The 17135-nt window shown below is 73.3% G+C and carries 15 protein-coding genes; 8 read left to right on the top strand and 7 right to left on the bottom strand.

The window, feature by feature from the left end:
* Positions 1-68: 68 nt before the first annotated feature.
* Positions 69-1154, top strand: coding sequence for an RluA family pseudouridine synthase (locus tag ACZ5T9_RS04130; RefSeq protein ID WP_464833995.1), 1086 nt, complete (start codon positions 69-71; stop codon positions 1152-1154).
* Between the two features lie 171 nt (positions 1155-1325).
* On the opposite strand, the gene ACZ5T9_RS04125 is transcribed toward ACZ5T9_RS04130, so the two are convergent.
* Positions 1326-1772, bottom strand: coding sequence for an iron-sulfur cluster assembly scaffold protein (locus tag ACZ5T9_RS04125; protein ID WP_464833993.1), 447 nt, complete (start codon positions 1770-1772; stop codon positions 1326-1328).
* A 166-nt stretch (positions 1773-1938) separates the two neighbouring features.
* Between ACZ5T9_RS04125 and ACZ5T9_RS04120 the strand changes: the two genes are divergently transcribed.
* Together ACZ5T9_RS04120 and ACZ5T9_RS04115 are read left to right on the top strand one after the other, a co-directional pair.
* Entirely contained in the window at positions 1939-2832 is an 894-nt protein-coding gene (locus ACZ5T9_RS04120; RefSeq protein WP_006903124.1) for a sulfurtransferase, read from the top strand.
* Positions 2833-3348: 516 nt separating this feature from the next.
* Complete coding sequence (locus tag ACZ5T9_RS04115; protein WP_464833991.1) at positions 3349-3855, top strand: hypothetical protein; 507 nt, start codon at positions 3349-3351, stop codon at positions 3853-3855.
* 97 nt (positions 3856-3952) lie between these two features.
* Here ACZ5T9_RS04115 and trpS read toward each other — a convergent pair whose 3' ends face one another.
* Positions 3953-5017, bottom strand: a complete 1065-nt coding sequence (trpS, locus tag ACZ5T9_RS04110) for a tryptophan--tRNA ligase (protein ID WP_464833990.1) — start codon at positions 5015-5017, stop codon at positions 3953-3955.
* Positions 5018-5488: 471 nt separating this feature from the next.
* Here trpS and ACZ5T9_RS04105 point away from each other — a divergent pair, with 471 nt between their 5' ends.
* The 3 genes from ACZ5T9_RS04105 to ACZ5T9_RS04095 all read left to right on the top strand — a co-directional run bounded on the left by ACZ5T9_RS04105 (position 5489) and on the right by ACZ5T9_RS04095 (position 8036).
* Complete coding sequence (locus tag ACZ5T9_RS04105) at positions 5489-6508, top strand: YkvI family membrane protein (protein ID WP_464833989.1); 1020 nt, start codon at positions 5489-5491, stop codon at positions 6506-6508.
* A gap of 128 nt (positions 6509-6636) precedes the next feature.
* On the top strand, positions 6637-7521 hold the full coding sequence (locus ACZ5T9_RS04100) for a DsbA family protein (protein ID WP_464833988.1): 885 nt from the start codon (positions 6637-6639) through the stop codon (positions 7519-7521).
* Between the two features lie 95 nt (positions 7522-7616).
* Positions 7617-8036: a disulfide oxidoreductase gene (locus ACZ5T9_RS04095; RefSeq protein ID WP_006903119.1), complete on the top strand. Its 420-nt coding sequence runs from the start codon at positions 7617-7619 to the stop codon at positions 8034-8036.
* Between the two features lie 77 nt (positions 8037-8113).
* On the opposite strand, the gene ACZ5T9_RS04090 is transcribed toward ACZ5T9_RS04095, so the two are convergent.
* The 5 genes from ACZ5T9_RS04090 to ACZ5T9_RS04070 all read right to left on the bottom strand — a co-directional run bounded on the left by ACZ5T9_RS04090 (position 8114) and on the right by ACZ5T9_RS04070 (position 14911).
* Positions 8114-10102, bottom strand: a complete 1989-nt coding sequence (locus ACZ5T9_RS04090) for a c-type cytochrome (protein ID WP_464833987.1) — start codon at positions 10100-10102, stop codon at positions 8114-8116.
* A 214-nt stretch (positions 10103-10316) separates the two neighbouring features.
* Positions 10317-10931 (bottom strand): copper resistance CopC family protein, encoded by a 615-nt coding sequence (locus ACZ5T9_RS04085; protein ID WP_464833986.1) that lies wholly within the window; start codon positions 10929-10931, stop codon positions 10317-10319.
* A 406-nt stretch (positions 10932-11337) separates the two neighbouring features.
* On the bottom strand, positions 11338-12873 hold the full coding sequence (locus tag ACZ5T9_RS04080; RefSeq protein WP_464833985.1) for a Vgb family protein: 1536 nt from the start codon (positions 12871-12873) through the stop codon (positions 11338-11340).
* 240 nt (positions 12874-13113) lie between these two features.
* Positions 13114-13314: a cold-shock protein gene (locus ACZ5T9_RS04075; RefSeq protein ID WP_006903115.1), complete on the bottom strand. Its 201-nt coding sequence runs from the start codon at positions 13312-13314 to the stop codon at positions 13114-13116.
* A gap of 328 nt (positions 13315-13642) precedes the next feature.
* Positions 13643-14911, bottom strand: coding sequence for an NAD(P)/FAD-dependent oxidoreductase (locus ACZ5T9_RS04070; RefSeq protein WP_464833983.1), 1269 nt, complete (start codon positions 14909-14911; stop codon positions 13643-13645).
* Between the two features lie 64 nt (positions 14912-14975).
* Between ACZ5T9_RS04070 and ACZ5T9_RS04065 the strand changes: the two genes are divergently transcribed.
* Together ACZ5T9_RS04065 and ptsP are read left to right on the top strand one after the other, a co-directional pair.
* Positions 14976-15245 (top strand): HPr family phosphocarrier protein, encoded by a 270-nt coding sequence (locus ACZ5T9_RS04065; protein ID WP_006903113.1) that lies wholly within the window; start codon positions 14976-14978, stop codon positions 15243-15245.
* A gap of 112 nt (positions 15246-15357) precedes the next feature.
* Positions 15358-17112, top strand: a complete 1755-nt coding sequence (gene ptsP, locus ACZ5T9_RS04060) for a phosphoenolpyruvate--protein phosphotransferase (RefSeq protein ID WP_464833982.1) — start codon at positions 15358-15360, stop codon at positions 17110-17112.
* Positions 17113-17135 lie beyond the last annotated feature (23 nt).

The following is a 17135-nucleotide window of genomic DNA, read 5'->3' as shown; positions in this document are numbered from 1 at the left end:
CCTGGGGCCTGCGCACCCGGCCGGACGTACGGATCGAGGTCGTCCACCGCGACGGGGAGTGGGTCTGGTTGGCACGGCGACGCTACGTGGTCACCGCGGCCGATGAGGGACAGCGATTGCACCGGCTGGCCCGCCGGTGGCTGGCGGACGTGCCCCTCAGCGCCGTGTTCCGCATGCTGCGGCAGGGCCGTATCACCGTCAACGGCCGCCGCGTGCCCCGGGACACGGTCCTGCGCGCCGGGGACGTGGTGGAGGCCGAGGTGGTCGATGCGCCGCCCCGCCAGGCCGCACCCGGCGCCCCGCCCCCGTCGCCGGCAGCAAGGCCCCGGAGCGGTCCCGCCGGTTCGTCCCGGCCGCCCCGCTTGCCGGCCCCGGCCCGCCACGAGCCCCGGGTGGTGTACGAGGACGAGCACCTGCTGGCGGTCGACAAGCCCGCCGGCCTCCTCACCCACGGCGCCGGCGACCGGCGGGAATACACCCTGCTGGACTGGGTCCGGGACGAACTGGCCCGCCGCGGCACTCTGCCCGAAGGTGCTCTGTACCAGCCGTCGCCCGGGCACCGCCTCGACCGCAACACGTCGGGGCTGGTGGCCTTCGGCAAGACCCGCCAGGGAGCGGCTCGCCTGGCGGATTGGATGCGCAGCGGCGCGGCCGTCAAGGAGTACCTGGCCGTCGTCCGGGGCTGGCCGCCGGAAGGGGTCCTCCAGCACCAGCTGCAGCGCGATCGCCGGCGCCGGGTCACCCGGGTCTTGCCTGTCTCCGTAGCGCAAAAGCAGCCTGCCGCACCGGTGGAGATAGGGGAGGCTGGCCTCGAGAAGGCGCCGGGCGCGGCGGAGCAGGCCCGCAGCGCCACCCTTCACCTAACGGTCGTGGGCGCGTCCCGGGGCTACACCTTGTGCCGGATCCGCCTGCTCACCGGACGAACCCACCAGATCCGCGCCCAGCTGGCGGCCGTGGGTCACCCCCTGGCGGGCGACCGCAAGTACGGCGGGCCCAGGGTGGAAGGGCTCGACCGGCCCGCGTTGCACTGTCACCGGCTGGTTCTTCCCGGAGGAATGGAGCTGGTGGCGCCGCTGCCCGCGGACTTGATGAAGCTGTGCCGGCGTCTCGGGCTGCCGGTACCGCAGGGTGCGCCGGGCCGTCGCGAGCCCTGACCCGGCGGCTCCTACCACGGGGCGCCGGTTCCCGGCTCGGTGGGCGGGTGCCGGGCGCCGGCAACGTGCGGGCTGCCCGGGCCGCCGGTGCTGCCAGCGGGCGGCGCCCGCGCTGGGTTCCGGGCCGGGCTCTGCGAGGCCACCGGTCCCCGAGCCAGCCTTCGCTCCGCCTCAACCTTCCTGGTGAGGGTCGATGGGACCCTGCCACTTCCCTTCGGCCCGCAGCTTGCGCCGGTACTGGCGAACGGCCTCCTTCAACGTGCTCAGGGCCAGGGTGGCGCAGCGGGGCCGGGTAGCCAGGGCCGATTCGCCGACGAACTGCTTCATGTCTTCCCCGCGCAGGTGGAGGACCTGGTCCATGGTGAGGCCGTCGTCGACCACCTTTTGCAGCAGCATGGACGCCGCTGCCTGGCTGACGTTGCAGCCGCTGCCCTCGAACTTCACCCCGGCGATGCCGTGGCCGTCGCCCGTGCCCTTGAGGTAGATGTGCACCACGTCCCCGCAACCCGGATTGCCGCCCGACACCGTCACGTCGGCGTCGTCCAGCCGCCCGCGCATCCGCGGGTTGCGGGCCTCCTCGATCAGGATCTGGATCAGGGTCTCCCGGTCCCATTCCACGGTTGCGTCCCTCCCAGGCGGTTACCTAACTAATGTATCATGCGCGGCGGGAGTTCCATGGGGGGCCGGTGGATCCGGGCCGGTACGGAAAGACTGGTTGCTGTACCGGGTTTTATTACCTTACAATTCCCCTTAGCTAACTCATCTTTCCCGAGGAGGGATTCCCGTGTCCGAGGCCGCGGAAAAGGTCTTCCAGGAGCGGGGCTACGCCCACCCCGAGGTCCTGGTCAGCACCCAGTGGGTGGCCGAGCACCTGGACGAGCTGGCCGACCCCAACAGCACCAAGTACCGCCTCGTGGAGTCCGACGAGGACGTGACCCTCTACGAGGTCGGCCACATCCCGGGCGCCGTCAAGATCGACTGGCAGACCGACCTGCAGGACCCCGTGGTGCGCGATTACCTCTCGCCCGAGCAGTTCGCCCGGCTGATGTCGGAGAAGGGCATCGACAACGACACCACGGTGATCTTCTACGGGGACAAGAACAACTGGTGGGCAGCCTACGCCTTCTGGGTCTTCCAGCTCTTCGGCCACAAGAACCTGAAGATCATGGACGGCGGCCGCGCCAAGTGGGAGGCGGAGGGCCGGCCGCTGACCAAGGAAGTGCCCACCTTCCCCAAGACCAACTACAAGGCGGTCACCCGCTACGACCCCTACATCCGCGCCTTCAAGGAAGACGTACTGCGCCACATCGAATTCGGCAAGCCGCTCATCGACGTGCGCTCGCCCGATGAGTACTCCGGCAAGCTGCTGCACATGGAGAACTACCCCCAGGAGGGCGCCCAGCGGGGCGGCCACATCAAGGGCGCCAAGAACGTGCCCTGGGCCAAGGCGGTCAACCCCGACGGCACCTTCAAGTCCGCCGACCAGCTGCGCAAGATCTATCTGGAGGAACAGGGTCTCAAGCCGGACGACGACGTCATCGTGTACTGCCGCATCGGCGAGCGGTCGTCTCACACCTGGTTTGCCCTGAAGTACCTCCTGGGCTTCGAGAGCGTCCGCAACTACGACGGCTCGTGGACCGAGTGGGGCAACCTGGTGCGGGCGCCCATCGAGCGGTAATCGAACCAGCCCGGGACAGGACCATCGCCGGTAACGGCAGGAGGCCCAACCGGGGCCGCCTGCCGCCCGCGGGCGGGCCGGACGCCTGGAGGCTCCGGCCCGCCCGCGCCTTTTTCCCAGGGGCGGTTAGAACCGGCGGGCTGGTGCCCATGCTAGGTGCGCCGGCCCTGCATGTCCAGAAGGGCGCCGGTACCAGGGAGGTGGCGTCCGGTGCAGGATCCTTCCATTGCACGCAATGCCGGCCGGGCGGTGGACCCGGCCCCAAAGCCACAGGAAGCTGCAGCGACGGGTTCCCCAGAGGCACCCGAGCCGGTCTTCCACCCGCGCGCGGCACGACTCGGGACCTCCGGCGCAAGACCTGCGGGTTCTGGTTCGGTCCGGGCCGGGGGGTTCAGGCGGAGCCGGCCGGGCCGCCGTCCTCTACTGCTGGCGGCCACGGCCCTCCTGACCGCGGCCGCCCTGGCCGGGGGCTGCAGCCTGCCCTCCACCAAACCCAGCAGCGGTGGAACCCGGCAAATGGTGACCTCGCTGGCCGACGATCCCCAGGTCCAGCAGGCGTTTGCCGCCGGTCGCGGCGAGGTGATCGCCACCGATCCCCAGGCCCGGCGGATCATCCTGGAGGAGATGGTCCGCGAGCAGCGCCGCCTGCTGGAGGAACCTGCCGTCCGGGAGGAGGCGCTGCGGGTCAACGCCGCCCTCACCCGGGCCACGTCGACCCACCGGGAGACGCGCCCGGAGATCCTCGAGAACACCGTCGGCCTGCTGGAGGCGATTCCCGGCGACCCGGAGCTCCGCCGCCGGATGGTCGACGTGATGCGGGAACTCCTGAAGGACCCGGCCATCCAGGCCGACATGGCCGCCATGATGCGGGCCATGATGGCCTCGTCCGGTGCCGGAGGCAACAGCGGCCAGGGAGCCGGCGGCACCGGGGCAGGCGCGGGCCAGGGAGGCGAAGGTGAAAAGGAAGGCAGCGGCCCCGGCGCGGCGGGCACCCGTCCCGGAGAGGGCAGCAGCGGCCGCTGAGGGACTTCAGCAGGGCAGAGCAGGACGGGGCGACGCCGGGGAGGAAGGCGGCGGAGCGCCGCCCTCCGGCCTCCCGCCCCTCGCCACGGGGCAGGGTTCAGCCCGTGCCGGCGCCCTCCTTGCCGCCCGCAGCGGCGGTCCCGACCGGCGCCTGCCACAGGCTGGTTTCGTCCAGCATCAGCCCGCACGCCGTCTTGACCTCTTCCATGGTCTGGCGGGCGATGACCCGGGCGCGGCGGATGCCCTCCCGCAGGACCCGCTCCAGGTAGGCGGGGTCGTTCTCCAGTTCGGCCCGCCGGCGGCGGAAGGGCTCCAGGCTGCGGATCAGGGCATCGGCCAGGGTGCGCTTGAGGTTCACATACCGTAGCGTACCCGCGTCGTACTCCGCCCGCAGCTGGGCGTACTCCTCTTCCGTACCGAAGAGCTTGAGCAGGTGGAACAGGTTGGCCACCCCAGGGCTCATCTCCTCGCCCGCAGGCCCGGTGTCCGTCACCGCCTTCATGATCTTGTCGCGGATCTCCTCGGGCGGATCCGCCAGGGCGATGAGGCTGCGGGCCCCCAGGCTCTTGCTCATCTTCTTCTCCGGCTCGGTCAGGCTCATGATGCGTGCCGTATCTTCCTGGACCAGCGCCTGGGGCTCGGGAAAGATCCGCACCCCGAACAGGTGGTGGAACCGGCGCACGATCTCCCGGGCCAGCTCCAGATGGGGCAGCTGGTCCTCCCCGACGGGCACCACCTCGGCCTTGTACAGGACGATGTCGGCGGCCATCAGCACGCCGTAGGAGAGCAGGCCCAGGTGCACGTAGTCGGGGTGCTGCTCCACCTTCTCCTTGTAGGTGGGCACCCGCTCCAGCCAGGACACGGGTGTCACCGTGCCCAGGATCCAGGCCAGCTCCGTGTGTTCCGGAAGCGCCGACTGGACGATCAGGATGGACCGCTCCGGATCCACCCCGGCCGCCAGGTAATCGATCAGCAGTTCCCGCACGTTGGCCCGCATCTCCGCCGGATCGTAGGGCGTCGTCATGCCGTGGTAGTCGACGATGGCGTAGATGCACTCGTAGCGGTCCTGCAGCTCGATCCAGCTCTTGATGGCGCCCAGGTAGTTGCCCAGGTGGATCTGTCCTGTGGGTCGAATGCCGCTGAACACGCGCTTGCGCGCCACCGCTTGCGCCCTCCCGTCCTTGCCCGGCCCGTGAGTCTCGTAAGTCTCGGCAGGCGTTGCCACACGTGTGTTCATCATCTTAACCTTCCCGGCGGCCGCAGGCCAGCTTCCTGGTGACGTCCGGCGCCGCCGCCCGCGCCCGGCCGCTGGCCGAACCGGAGCGGCTCCCCGGGCGGCCCTGCCCGGCGCCCCGGGGCCGCGGCGGCGAATGCTGCCATACCGCCGGCTGCGCGCCAGCCATGCAGGCAGGCCTAACCAGCCATACAGGCAGGCCTAACCGGTTCCACACCTTGCATACCGATGATTGCCATGAACACCGGCTTGCGCCAGCCCCGTCCCGTCCCGGCCCGTCCTCCCGGAGCCCCCCTCGCCTCCGGGATGGGAACGCCGCCTGCCGGGGGAAGGCAACCGCCCCCCTCCCCGGGGTCGCCGCGGGCGCCGGGGGATGCTGCCGGGCCGGGCGCCTGGCCCGTGGCCGCCACCTTCATCGGCACCGTGGTGGGTGCCGGCTTCGCCTCCGGGCAGGAGATCCTCTCCTTTTTCACCCTCTACGGATGGCCCGGCAGCCTGGGCATCGTGCTGGTGGCCGTGGCCTTCGCCGCCGGCGGGAGCTGGTGGCTGGAGCTGGGCGCCCGCACCCGGGCCCGCTCCTACCGGGACGCCCTGGCCGCCACCGCCGGCCCCTGGGCCGGCAGCCTGCTGGACGGGCTGCTGACCGCCTCCCTGTTCCTGGGCGTCGGCGTAATGACCGCAGGAGCGGCCGCCGTCACCGCCGAGCAGCTGGGGTGGCCGCCCTGGGCGGGGCGGGCTGCCTTCCTGTTCCTCTGCGTGGTGACGGTCTGGCACGGGCTTCCCGGGGTCCTGGCGGCCAACACGACGGTGGTGCCCCTGCTGGTGGGCGTGGTGATCGTGGTGGCGGTGCACGGCCTCCGGGCGGCACGGCCGGCAGCGCTGGCGGCCCTGGCCCCCATGGCTGCCGCCCTGCCCGCCGCCCCCGCTCCCCACTGGCTCGTGGCCGCCCTCCTCTACGCCGGCTTCAACCTGCTGCTGGCGCTTCCCGTGCTCGTCCCCCTGGGAGCGTCGGCTCCCCCCGGCGCCCGGCGGCTGGGCAGCCTGGCGGGTGGGATGGGCCTGGCCGCCCTGGCCCTGCTGCTGCACATGGCGCTGCTCGCCCACATGCCTGCTTCTGCCACCCGGGAGATCCCGGTGCTCTACCTGGCGGCAGGGCTGCCCGGCTGGTTCCGGGCGCTGCTGGCGGTGGTGTTGTGGACGGAGATCTTCACCACCGCCGTCGGCAGCCTTTACGGCCTGGCCAACCGCCTGGGGGTGCCGGGCTCCGGTTCCTACCGCCTGGCGGTGCTGGTCACGGCTGCCCTGGCGATGGCCGTGGCGGAGGCCGGCTTTGCCCACCTGGTCCGGGTCCTTTATCCCTTGCTGGGCTGGCTGGGCCTCGGCCTGGTGGCCTGGCTGCTGCGGGGCGCGCGCCGCTGAGGTTCTGCCGCCTTCCCAGACAGCCCCGCTCCGGCTACCATGGGACTAGCGCCCCGGCCCTGCCGGTGGCCGGCCGGCCCGCCGCGGCCTGCCGTCCCGGGGCCGCGGCAGATCCGCACAGGGAAAGGATGGAGATCGTGCCCCCCAGGTCGACCCCAGCATCCGGAACCGGGCCCCAGGCCGGTGGCCGGGGGTCCCAGGCGGGAACCCGCTCCGGTCCCCCTCTCCGTCCGGGATCCGGGTCCGGTGGCTACGGCCGCTCCCGGCGCGAGGCGGAAGCGCGGCGCCGCCGGCTCCGGTGGCTCACCCTGGGCACGGCCGCCGTGATCGTCCTGGCCGTGGCCCTGGCCGTGGCCGCCACCCGCCAGGCGGACCGGCAAGCCGCCCCGGCGGACCTGTTCCAGCTGGAGCGGCAGCCGGCCCTGGGCTCCGCCAGCGCCCCGGTCACCGTGGTCGAGTTTGCCGATTTCAAGTGCCCCTATTGCCGCGAGTTCACCCTGAACGAGTTTCCCCGGTTCAAGGAAGCCTATATCGACACGGGGAAGGTCCGGTTCTACTTCATCAACTATCCTTTCATCGGCCCCGATTCCGATACGGCGGCCCAGGCCATGGAAGCGGTATACGCCCAGTCCCCGGAGGGCGTCTGGGCCTTCATCGACCGGGTGATGCAGCTGCAGGGGCCCGAAGACCAGCAGTGGGCAACCCCGGAATTCCTGGTGGACGTGGCACGCCAGGCGGTGCCCGGGATCGACGCCCAGCGCCTTTTGGATGACCTGCGGTCCGGGCGGTACGCCGGCGAGGTGGATGCCGACCGGGCCATCGCCGTCCGGGCGGGCGTGCGCGGCACGCCGTCGGTGTTCGTCAACGGCAAGTTCGTGGAGAACTGGTCGTTCGAGGGACTCAAGGCCGCCGTCGACCAGGCCCTGGCCGAGGCAGGAGGCAGCGGCGAGGGCGGCGGGCAGAACGGCGCCGGCGGCGGCCCGGCGGGAACGGGTTCCCAGGGTGGATCCTGACCCGGTCCGGGCGGGTGCTGGCGCCGGCCACGATGCCGGCCGGCTCCGGCCGTCCGGCGTTGCCAGCCGGGGCCGGGCCGTGAGGAGGCGGGGCGTTGCGCCGGTTCTTCCGGGAATACGGGCTTTACCTGGCGTGGCTGGTCGCGACGGTGGCGACCCTGGGGAGCCTCTACTTCAGCGAGGTCCTGGGGTTCATCCCCTGCAAGCTCTGCTGGTGGCAGCGGATCTTCATGTACCCCCAGGCGCTGCTTCTGGGCATGGCCAGCTTCCGGGACGACCGGCGCATCATCCCCTATGCCGTACCCCTGAGCGTGGCCGGCGGGTCGATCTCGGCCTTCCACTACTTGCAGGAGCAGGTGCCCGGCCTGCGGCTGCCCGTCTGCGGGGTGGACGTCTCCTGCTTCACCCCCTGGATCAACTGGTTCGGGTTCATCACCATTCCTTTCATGGCCCTGGTGGCCTTCGCTCTGATCGTGCTCTTCCTCAGCCTGGCCCGCCCGGACGAACCGGCCTGAACCGCACGGCGTGAGCCGCACGGCCTGGGCCGCACCCCCGCTTTCCGCCGGGCTGGCGCCCCAGGTGTGCCCGCTGGCTAGCGGCCCAGTTGCCGGATGAACCGGATCACCGCCCAGCGCTCCTCCTCCGTGAGCACGTCGCCGAAAGCGGGCATGGCGGTGCCGTCGATGCCGTGGGTGATCCACCAGTACAGGTCGCCGTCGGTGTGTTGGCGGGTGTGGACGCCGGTCAGGTCGGCCGGCGGGGGCAGCATGCCGGCCGCCGCCGGCCCGTCCCCGCGCCCCTCGGGGCCGTGGCAGGCTGCGCAGTGGGTGGCAAAGACCTGCCGCCCCCGCTCGATGACGGCCGGCGTGCTGGGCAGGGGGTTGGGAACGTCGGTGGTTGGGTAGGCGTCGATCCAGGCCACCTGGCCCAACAGCCAGGCGCCTGCCGCCAGGGCGATGAGGCCCGCAGCAAAGGGGATGGGCCACAGGCGCCGCCAGCCCAGCACCACCAGGACGGCGGCCTCCAGAAGGCCGAGCAAGGCCACCGTCGCCTGCACCGCCCCGGCGGTGGACTGGTAAGCCGCCCGCAGGCTGAGCCGGCCCTGGCGCTGGTTGCCGGGCGCCCCGGCCGCCTCGAAGTTGGTGACCGCCGTCTCCTGGCGGCCGTCCGCCAGGGCCAGGGTCCAGGTGAGCTGCCAGGCACCGGGCATGGGCAGCACGGCGCGGGCCTCCAGGGTCCCGTTGGCGCGGCCGGCAGGTGGACTCAAGGTGACCTGGTAGAGCCCCATGGGATGCTCCGGCATGTCCAGGCGCACGGCGCCACGGGCCAGGACCACCTGCCCCAGGGAGCGGGCCGAGAGGGTCACCGCGCCCCGGTCCCCCGGTTCCAGGGCCAGTTCCACCGGCACCCCGGCCACCTGGACCCGCCAGGTGACGGGCTCGGTGGCTGCGGCGGGCCGGTCGGCGGGCGGCAGCACCGCCAGGATCCCCGAGGCCAGCAGCACCGCCAGGGCGGCCAGAGCCTCTGCCCGCACCAGCCGGCGCACGACGGCCACCACGGGTCCGGGCCCTGCGGCCTGAAGCCGGTGGACGCCGCCACCTCCACCCGAGCTGCCGTCACCGGAACTACCTTCACCGTAGCCGCCTGCCGCCGCCCTCCGCTCCAGCCACGGCCGCAGGGCAAAAAGGTTCACCGCCGCGATGGCCAGCACCACGGCGACCAGCAGCAGCTTCACCAGCAGGGCCTGGCCATAGGGGCTGCGCAGCAAGGCATCGGCCCCGTAAAGGTTGCGCCGGGCAGCCAGGATCCCGCTGGTCGCGACGAGCAGCACGGCCAGCGCGCCCAGGTTGGAGAAGCGGCGGATCAGCGGGGGCAGGAGGGCAAGGACGGCGGGGGCCCGGTGTTCCGCGGGCCCGGAGGGGTGCAGGCGAGGGCGGCTGCCACCCGGCGGGCCCGCGTGGGGCCGGCCGGGTACGGGTCCGGCGCCTGGCGGCGCGGCAGCCCCGCCGGGTGTGGCCAAGCCGGTGGCGGGTGCCCGTGGACCGGCCAGCTCGCCGAGCCGCCGCCAGTCGAGCAGCGCCAGGCGCAGCAGGCCACCGATCCAAAAGGCCACCGCCACCACGTGGACGCCGTCGACCAGCAAGGCGCTGCCGCCCCGGATGCCGGCGTGGCTGTTCCAGACCAACGCCCCGGCGCCCGCCAGGCCGGGCAGGATCCACCAGGGGCCGGGGGTGGTGGCCCGCGGCCAGCCCGCCGCCGCCAGGGCCGCGCCCGCCAGCCCCACCGCCGCTTGCACCAGGGTGGCCCGGCCCGTGCGGGTGGCGACCAGGTAACGGCCGAGCATCTCGGGTCGTCCCCCGGTCACCTCCCAGGCGGCGACCAGAGCGCCTGCCAGGGCGCCCAGTGCCAGCACCAGCCCTCCCGCCACGGCAAGAGCCCGGCTGCGGCGCCAGTGGCCCGGACCGGCGATGGGGCCGGCCTCCCCGCGGAGGATCCAGCCGTCCAGCACGGCGGGGCCGGCCAGGCCCATCAAGCCCAGCAGGCCCACCCAACGCACGATCCCCGCCGCCAGTTCAGGCAAACCCGACCCCTCCCGCGAACCTCCCGCGGGCCACAGCCTTGTGGAACAGCCCGGGAGCCCGGCCGCACCGTCCGGGACCCATCTCCTTCTTGGGATTGGGCCGTACGGCACCCGGCCACCCTGCAGCTCCCAGGGCCACGAGGATCTCCAGGCACCTTCCGGCTGCGCAGCTCGCCGGCGCGGCCGGCCCGCCGCCGGGGCCTGACACCCGCCCTTACCGCGGGCGCCGGAGCACCGTCATCAACCCGACCGCCACCACGGCCACCAGGGCCACCACCGCGGCCCACAGCCAGGCCTGGGAGCCACCGTCCTGGGCCGGCGCTGGCTCCGCCCCGGCCGGCGGCGTGGTGGCCCCGCCGGGTTCGTCCTGGCCGGGTGCCGGGGGCGCGGGTTGCTGGTCCGCCGTGCCCGACCCGGGCGAGGGCGCGGCGGCCACCACGGAGAAGGTCACGTCCCCTTCCACCTGATGACCGTCCTGGGAGAGCACCTTATAATGCAGGACGTACTGGCCGGCCGGCATGGAGCCCCGCACCTCGGCGCGCAGGGTCTCCCCTTCGGCTTCCATGGGCCCCAGTTCCACGGTCCCGCCACCCTGCCGGGTCAGCGTCAGTTCGCCAAACTCTGGTTCCACCGCTTCGGTGAAAATCAGCTCGATCTTCCGGGGCGCTTCCTGCAGCTGCGCGCCCGGCTCGGGAAAGCTCCCAACCAGGGCCGCGTGGGCCTCCGCCGGGGTCCAGCCGCCGGCACCGGAAGCCACCAGCACCACTGCGAGGACCCCTCCAAGGAGGCTCGCCAGAAAGGCCGTTCGGACCAGCCGCCTCCAGTTCATGATCTTCCCTCCTGCCGTCGTCATGCCTGGTTCGCGCAGCACCGCTAGCGCCAAGGTCCCGTTTCGCCGCGGCGACGGTCGCCGGCCGGAGCTCGGCCGGCGGCCGGAATCTTGCCGCCACTCCCCGAGGGGGCGCGTGCCAGGCCGCGACCCGGACCCGGTACCGGTCGCCGCGGTAGCCGGCAGGGCCGCCCCAACTCGGGCATAGCACAACGGCCGTGGCGCCATCCATCGGGAGGGAATCCCATGCCCCGCAGCGACTCAGGCGGATAACCGATCCCGCCCGTCCGGCGGTCCCTACCCCGCGGTCCCCGCCCGGTGGTCCCTGCCCCCAGTCCCCGGCCGGCAGCCCTAGCCTGCGGCCCACCCGATCGAGCCGGCGAGGGAGGCTACGGCACCGGTGGCGCTAGGGGCGAGGCTGTTTCGACCGGCGCTGGGACTGAATCCCATCCAGCACCCCCAGCCACCCCACCACCAGCGCGCCCGCCATGGCGCCAAAGGCCGCCAATGGCTGCCAAGGCAGGGCGGCCTGCGGCACCACCTGCACCCGCACCGTGCGCGTCACCACCCGCTGGGGACCGACCCGGGCGGCCAGCACCAGGGCATACACACCGGGCTCCGCCTCACGGGGCACCCTCAACCGCAGCCTGGCCCCCGCCGGGCCGCGTTCTTCCCAAACGGTCTCCCAATCCCGCGGCCGGTCCGCCACCTCCCAGTTCACGGGATCGGAACCCATACCGCCCCTGTCACCGGGGCCAAGCTGGACCATCGTGAGGCGGACGGATGCCGTCCCGCCCGGCACCAGCCCGGTCGCCTCCACCCCGGCCGCCAGCTGGAGCGCCGGCCAGGCACCGGGGTCGACCCGGCCCACGTAATCCCGGCCGTAAGCGGCAAACCAGATGGCGCCGTCCGGCCCGCGGGCGAGCCACTGCACCCACGACTGGGGCTCGGCGGCCGGCAGCTGGAACAGCTCCATCGTGCTGGTGGCCGGGTCGATGCGGGCCAGGGCGTTGCCGGTGTGCAGGGCGGCCCAGAGTCGCCCCTGCCCGTCCCACTCCAGGTCGTTGGGCCGGGTGGCCTGGATCTCTTCGCCCGGGGGCGCCGGCGGCGTGAGCAGGGGAACCCAGGCCCGGGTCGTGACGTCGAGGCGGCCGATGGTGCGGCCGCCGTGCTCGGTGACCCAGACGCCCTCCCCGTCGGGCGTCACCGCCACCCCGGCTGGTCCCGCCACGTCGGGGGGAAGGGCAAAAGTCGCCCACGTCCCGTCCCGGGGGTCGAACCGGTACACCGTGCCGGTACGGGGGCTCACGGTCCAGAGGCGGCCGGCTGCGTCCCGGGTCAGATCCCAGGTGGAAGGCCACGGGTAGTCCGGCAAGGGAAGGGGGACCACCTCGACGCGGCCGGTGGCGGGATCCAGGCGGCCCAGCCGGTTGCCCTGAAATTGCAGCAGCCACACGGCATCGCCGGCCGGCAGCACCGCAGCCGCGCCGGCAAAGGGCAGGGGGTAAGCCTGCCAGCGGCCGCCGCTCCCGCTATTCGGGACGAACCGCCAGGCGGTGGGCGCGGGATCCCGACCGAAGTCGTTGTCGGTAAGCCACAGGGACCCGTCCGGGGCGGCGGCCAGGCGCGCCGGCTGGCGTACCTCCCGTGGCATGGTCACGAAGCGCCAGCGGCCGGTGGCCGGGTCCAGCCCACCCAGCCGGCGGGAGCCGGTCAGGGTCACCCACACCGTTCCGTCCGGTGCCACGGTCACGGCCCAGGGTTTGCTCCCCGGCGGCAGGGGATAGCGGTCGAACCAGCAGGTTCCGCCCGTAGCGGCCCCGGCCGGCCGCCCCGCACCCATCACAGCGACCAGCAGGGCCAGGGCCAGCAGGGTCGCCCAAAAGCCGCCCCTCCGGGCGGCCCGCTGTCCCCTGGGTTCCTCCGGCAGGGGCCGGTTCACGGCCGCCCCGCCCATGCCAGGGGGCGTAGCCCCGGGCCCCGTCCCGGCAGGAAGCGGCCGTCCTCTCACGGCCTGGCGGCGGCGCGCCGCCGGCCCGGCGTCCATGGCCTATCACCCCCAAGGTGCCCGCCCAGCGTGCCAGCTCGCCCCGATCGAAGCCTGCCAACCCCTATCCCAGTCTGCCAAAAAGAAAGGGCGCCGCACCATGGTGCGGCGCCCGCTGCTTTCCGGTGCAGGAGCTTACAGAACGATGACGTTCTGCGCCTTGGGGCCCTTCTCACCCTCGACCACGTCGAAGGTGACCTTCTGGCCCTCCTCCAGCGTCCGGTAACCGGCTCCGACGATCGCGGAGAAGTGGACGAACACGTCGCCCTGGCCGTCATCGCGGGTGATGAACCCGTAACCCTTCTCCGCATTGAACCACTTGACTGTCCCGGTCAAACCGCGGATACCTCCGTACTGATGTGAGACTCGCTAGCCGGGATTGCTCCCAGGACCCCGCTACCGGCCAGTGGGTGCCGGCCCCCACTGCCCCGCGCGCCGGCCCAGGTCGCGACGGTGAAGCCCGATCGTCGTGACCGGCCTACCGAACGGCTAACTGGTCGTAGTTTACCACACCCGCGGCCCGCGCACTACACATTTTTTTGGTCCCCGCGTTTCTGGTCCCCGCCCACCGTGCCGGCCTCACCGGCGGCGCTCTCCCGCCAGCGGCTGCGCCCTGGGTGGCCGTCCCCAAGGGCTCCCGCCCCCGCGGGCCGGCGGCCGCGCGTCACCGGCGGGTACGCGCCAGGGGATGCAGCGGCATGCCGCCCAGCACCCGCGCCACCAGGGAGGCACCCCCGATCCGGTACAGGTACCGCCAGAGGGTGGCCGATTTCAGCACCCGCGCTGCATGGCCCGTGACCCGGTACCCGTTGCGCAAGAGACCCACCCCGTCCCGGCGGCCCAGGCTGATCACGGTCCCCAGCAGGTGGGGCGTGAAGGGCTCCACGGGCTGCCCGCGCAGGCGGCGCGCCAGCGCGCGCCCCAGATACTCGCCCTGCTGCAGGGCCACCTGGGCCGTGGGCGGGAGGGGGCGCCCGTCCTCGCCGGGGAACGCCGCCGCGTCTCCCGCCAGGTAGACGCCGGCGAAGCCGCGGGCCTGCAAGTCCGGCCCCACCAGCGCGCGGCCCCGCCGGTCCACCTCAAAGCCCGCCTGTTCCACCAGGCGGTGGGCGCGAACACCTCCCGTCCAGATCACCGTGCCCGCTTCCAGCCGCCGACCGTCGGCCAGCACCACGTGGCGCGGGGTGACCTCCCGGATGGGCGCGCCGGTGATCACCCGCACCCCGGCCTTCTCCAGAAAGCGGGTGACGTAGCGGACCAGGGGCGGGTCGAACCCCGGCAGCAACGACGGGGCCGCCTCCACCAGGAAGATCTCGATGGCGCCCGGCGCCACCCCCGTCTCCCGGGCCAGGTCGACCCTCGCCTCGGCCAGCTCGGCAGCCAGTTCGACCCCGGTGTAGCCGCCCCCGCCGATGACGATGCGCCGGCCTTCGGGGCCCAGATCACCCGCGGCGTAACGCGCCAGGCGCTGCTCCACCGTGCTGCGGATGACCGGGCCCGAAGACAGGTCGCGCACCGTCAAGGCGCGTTCCTCCAGCCCGGCGATGCCGAAGAAGAGAGGCTCGCTGCCCACGGCCACCACCAGCAGGTCGGCCTCCAGGCGGCGGACGGCGCCGGTGGCCCGGTCTTCCACATCCACCACCCGCCGCCCGGGATCGACGGCGACCGCCCGGCCCAGCCACAGGGCCACGTTGGGGGGCAGGTAAGGTGCCAGGGGCAGGGCGATGCGCTCCCGCAGGCGCGGGCGCGCCACAGGCTCGTGCAGCAGTGTTGTAAAGTAGTGATACGGATAGGGGTTGACCAGGGTTACCCTCGCCGGGGCCGCCCGCAACCCGCGGGCCACGGCGAATCCGGCGTAACCCGCACCCAGGATCACCACATGGGGTGGGCCGTTACGGGAGGCCCCGGCCGGGCCCCGCGCCGGGTCGACCACAGCAGTCCCTCCTCAGGGGTTAGGGTGTCCAGCCCGCGGCCCCGCCCTCGGAAAGGGGTTTCCCATGGCGGAGGTCACCGTCACCATCCAGCATCCCACGGGCCTGCACGCCCGTCCAGCAGCCCTTTTCGTGCAGACCGCCAGCCGCTTCCGCAGCCGGATCGAGGTCACGGCCAACGGCAAGACCGTGAACGCCAAGAGCATGATGGCCATTCTGAGCCTGGGGGCACGCCAGGGCACCACCCTGACCCTGCGGGCGGAGGGCGAGGACGCGGCCGACGCCCTGGCGGCCCTGAAGGAACTGGTGGAAACCAACTTCGGCGAAGGGTCGTGATCCCGTGCAGGACGAACGGGCCACACCGGCTACCCCCCAACCCCCTGGCGCGCCCGGCCTGGCCACGCCGGGCCCGGCGGCGCCCGGTGAAGGCCCGCAGGCGGCGGGAGCCGTGGCGAGCGGTGGGCCGGCGCCGGGCGAGCGGGTGATCGAGGGCATTGCCGCCGCGCCCGGGCTGGCGCTGGGTCCGGCGTGGGTCTACCGGCCGCCCGACCTGACGGTGCCGCCGCCGGCGGGCCCCGTCGACCCGCAGGCGGAAACGGCCCGGTGGGAAGCGGCCCGGCGCCAGGTGCGGGAGCGCCTGGACCGGCTGGCCGCCCGGGCGCGGGAGCAGGCGGGGGAGGACGAGGCGGCCATCTTCGCCGCCCACCAGCTGCTGGTCGACGACCCCGAACTGGACGGCCAGGTACGCCAGGCCATCGCCGGCGGCAGCACGGCGGAAGCAGCCGTGGCCCGCGCCACCGAGGATTTCGCCCGCATGCTGGAGCAGCTCGACGACGAGTACCTGCGGGGCCGGGCCGCCGACATCCGGGATGTGGGGCGCCAGCTTCTGGCTGCCTTGCTGGGCGCTTCCCTGGATCTGACGCCGGACGAACCCAGCGTCATCGTGGCCCACGACCTGGCGCCGTCGGACACCGCCCGCTGGCCCCGGGAAAAGGTGCTGGGGCTCGTCACGGAAGCCGGCGGTGCCACCTCCCACGTGGCGATCCTGGCCCGGGGCGCCGGGGTGCCGGCGGTGGCCGGCGCAGCCGGAGCCATGGCGGCGGTTCGGCCCGGCCAGCCGGTGGTGGTCGACGGCACGGCGGGCCGGGTCGTCCTCGACCCCAGCCCCCAGCGCCGCCAGGCGGTCGAACAGGCCCTGGCCGAGCAGGCCCGGCGGGCCCGGACCCTGGCCGCCCTGCGGGACCTGCCGGCCGTCACCCCCGACGGCCGGCGGGTGGAGCTGGCCGTCAACATCGGCAGGCCCGAGGACATTGCCGCAGCGGAGCCCTTCGGCCCGGAGGGCGTGGGCCTCTTCCGCACCGAGTTCCTGTTCCTCGACCGGTCCGAGCCGCCGGGAGAGGAGGAGCAATGGCAGGCCTACGTGGCCGCGGTGCGGGCCCTTGGGGGGCGCCGCCTGGTGCTGCGCACCTTGGACGTGGGCGCCGACAAGCGGCTGCCCTTCATCGACTGGCCCGAGGAGATGAACCCGGCCCTGGGCTGGCGCGGGGCACGGCTGGGGCTGGAACGGCCGGACCTGCTGCTGGCCCAGTTGCGGGCCGTGCTGCGGGCGGCCGCCGAGGGGCCGGTCAGCGTGATGTTCCCCATGGTGACCACCCTGGAGGAGGTCCGGCGCCTGCGCCAGGCGGTCCAGGAGGCGGCGGCAAGCCTGGAGCGGGAAGGGATCGCCCACGGCCCGGTGGAAGTGGGGATCATGATCGAGGTGCCGGCGGCCGCCCTGGCGGCCCGGACCCTGGCCGGCGCCGTGGACTTCTTCTCCATCGGCACCAACGACCTCACCCAGTACACCCTGGCCGTCGACCGGACCAGCCGGCAGGTCGCCGGCCTGTACGATCCCCTCCACCCGGCGGTGCTGCGCCTGATCCTGGAGGTGGGCCGCGCCGCCGAAGAGGCGGGCATCTGGGCCGGCGTGTGCGGCGAGCTGGGCGGCGAGCCCCTGGCGGCGCCCTTCCTGCTGGGCGCCGGCATGACCGAGCTCAGCATGCACGCCCGCGCCCTGCCGGAGGTCAAGCAGGTGATCCGGGCCGTGCGCTATGCCGACGCCCGGCTTCTGGCGGAAGAGCTGGTCACCCTGCCCGATGGCGACGCGGTGCGCCGGCGCCTACGGGCCTTTCTGGCCGGGGTGGGCGTCGAACCAGCCCATTAGCACCGGCCCTTTTGCACCCTGTA

The organism is Thermaerobacter nagasakiensis (genome assembly GCF_055396825.1).
This window is presented reverse-complemented; position numbering and strand designations above follow the sequence as displayed.

Bases quoted from the DNA above. Each gene is read 5' to 3' on its own strand.
- ACZ5T9_RS04115 (WP_464833991.1), top strand. From the start codon at position 3,349: ATGGTGACCTCGCTGGCCGACGATCCCCAGGTCCAGCAGGCGTTTGCC.
- ACZ5T9_RS04100 (WP_464833988.1), top strand. From the start codon at position 6,637: ATGGAGATCGTGCCCCCCAGGTCGACCCCAGCATCCGGAACCGGGCCC.
- ACZ5T9_RS04085 (WP_464833986.1), bottom strand. From the start codon at position 10,931: ATGAACTGGAGGCGGCTGGTCCGAACGGCCTTTCTGGCGAGCCTCCTT.
- ACZ5T9_RS04065 (WP_006903113.1), top strand. From the start codon at position 14,976: ATGGCGGAGGTCACCGTCACCATCCAGCATCCCACGGGCCTGCACGCC.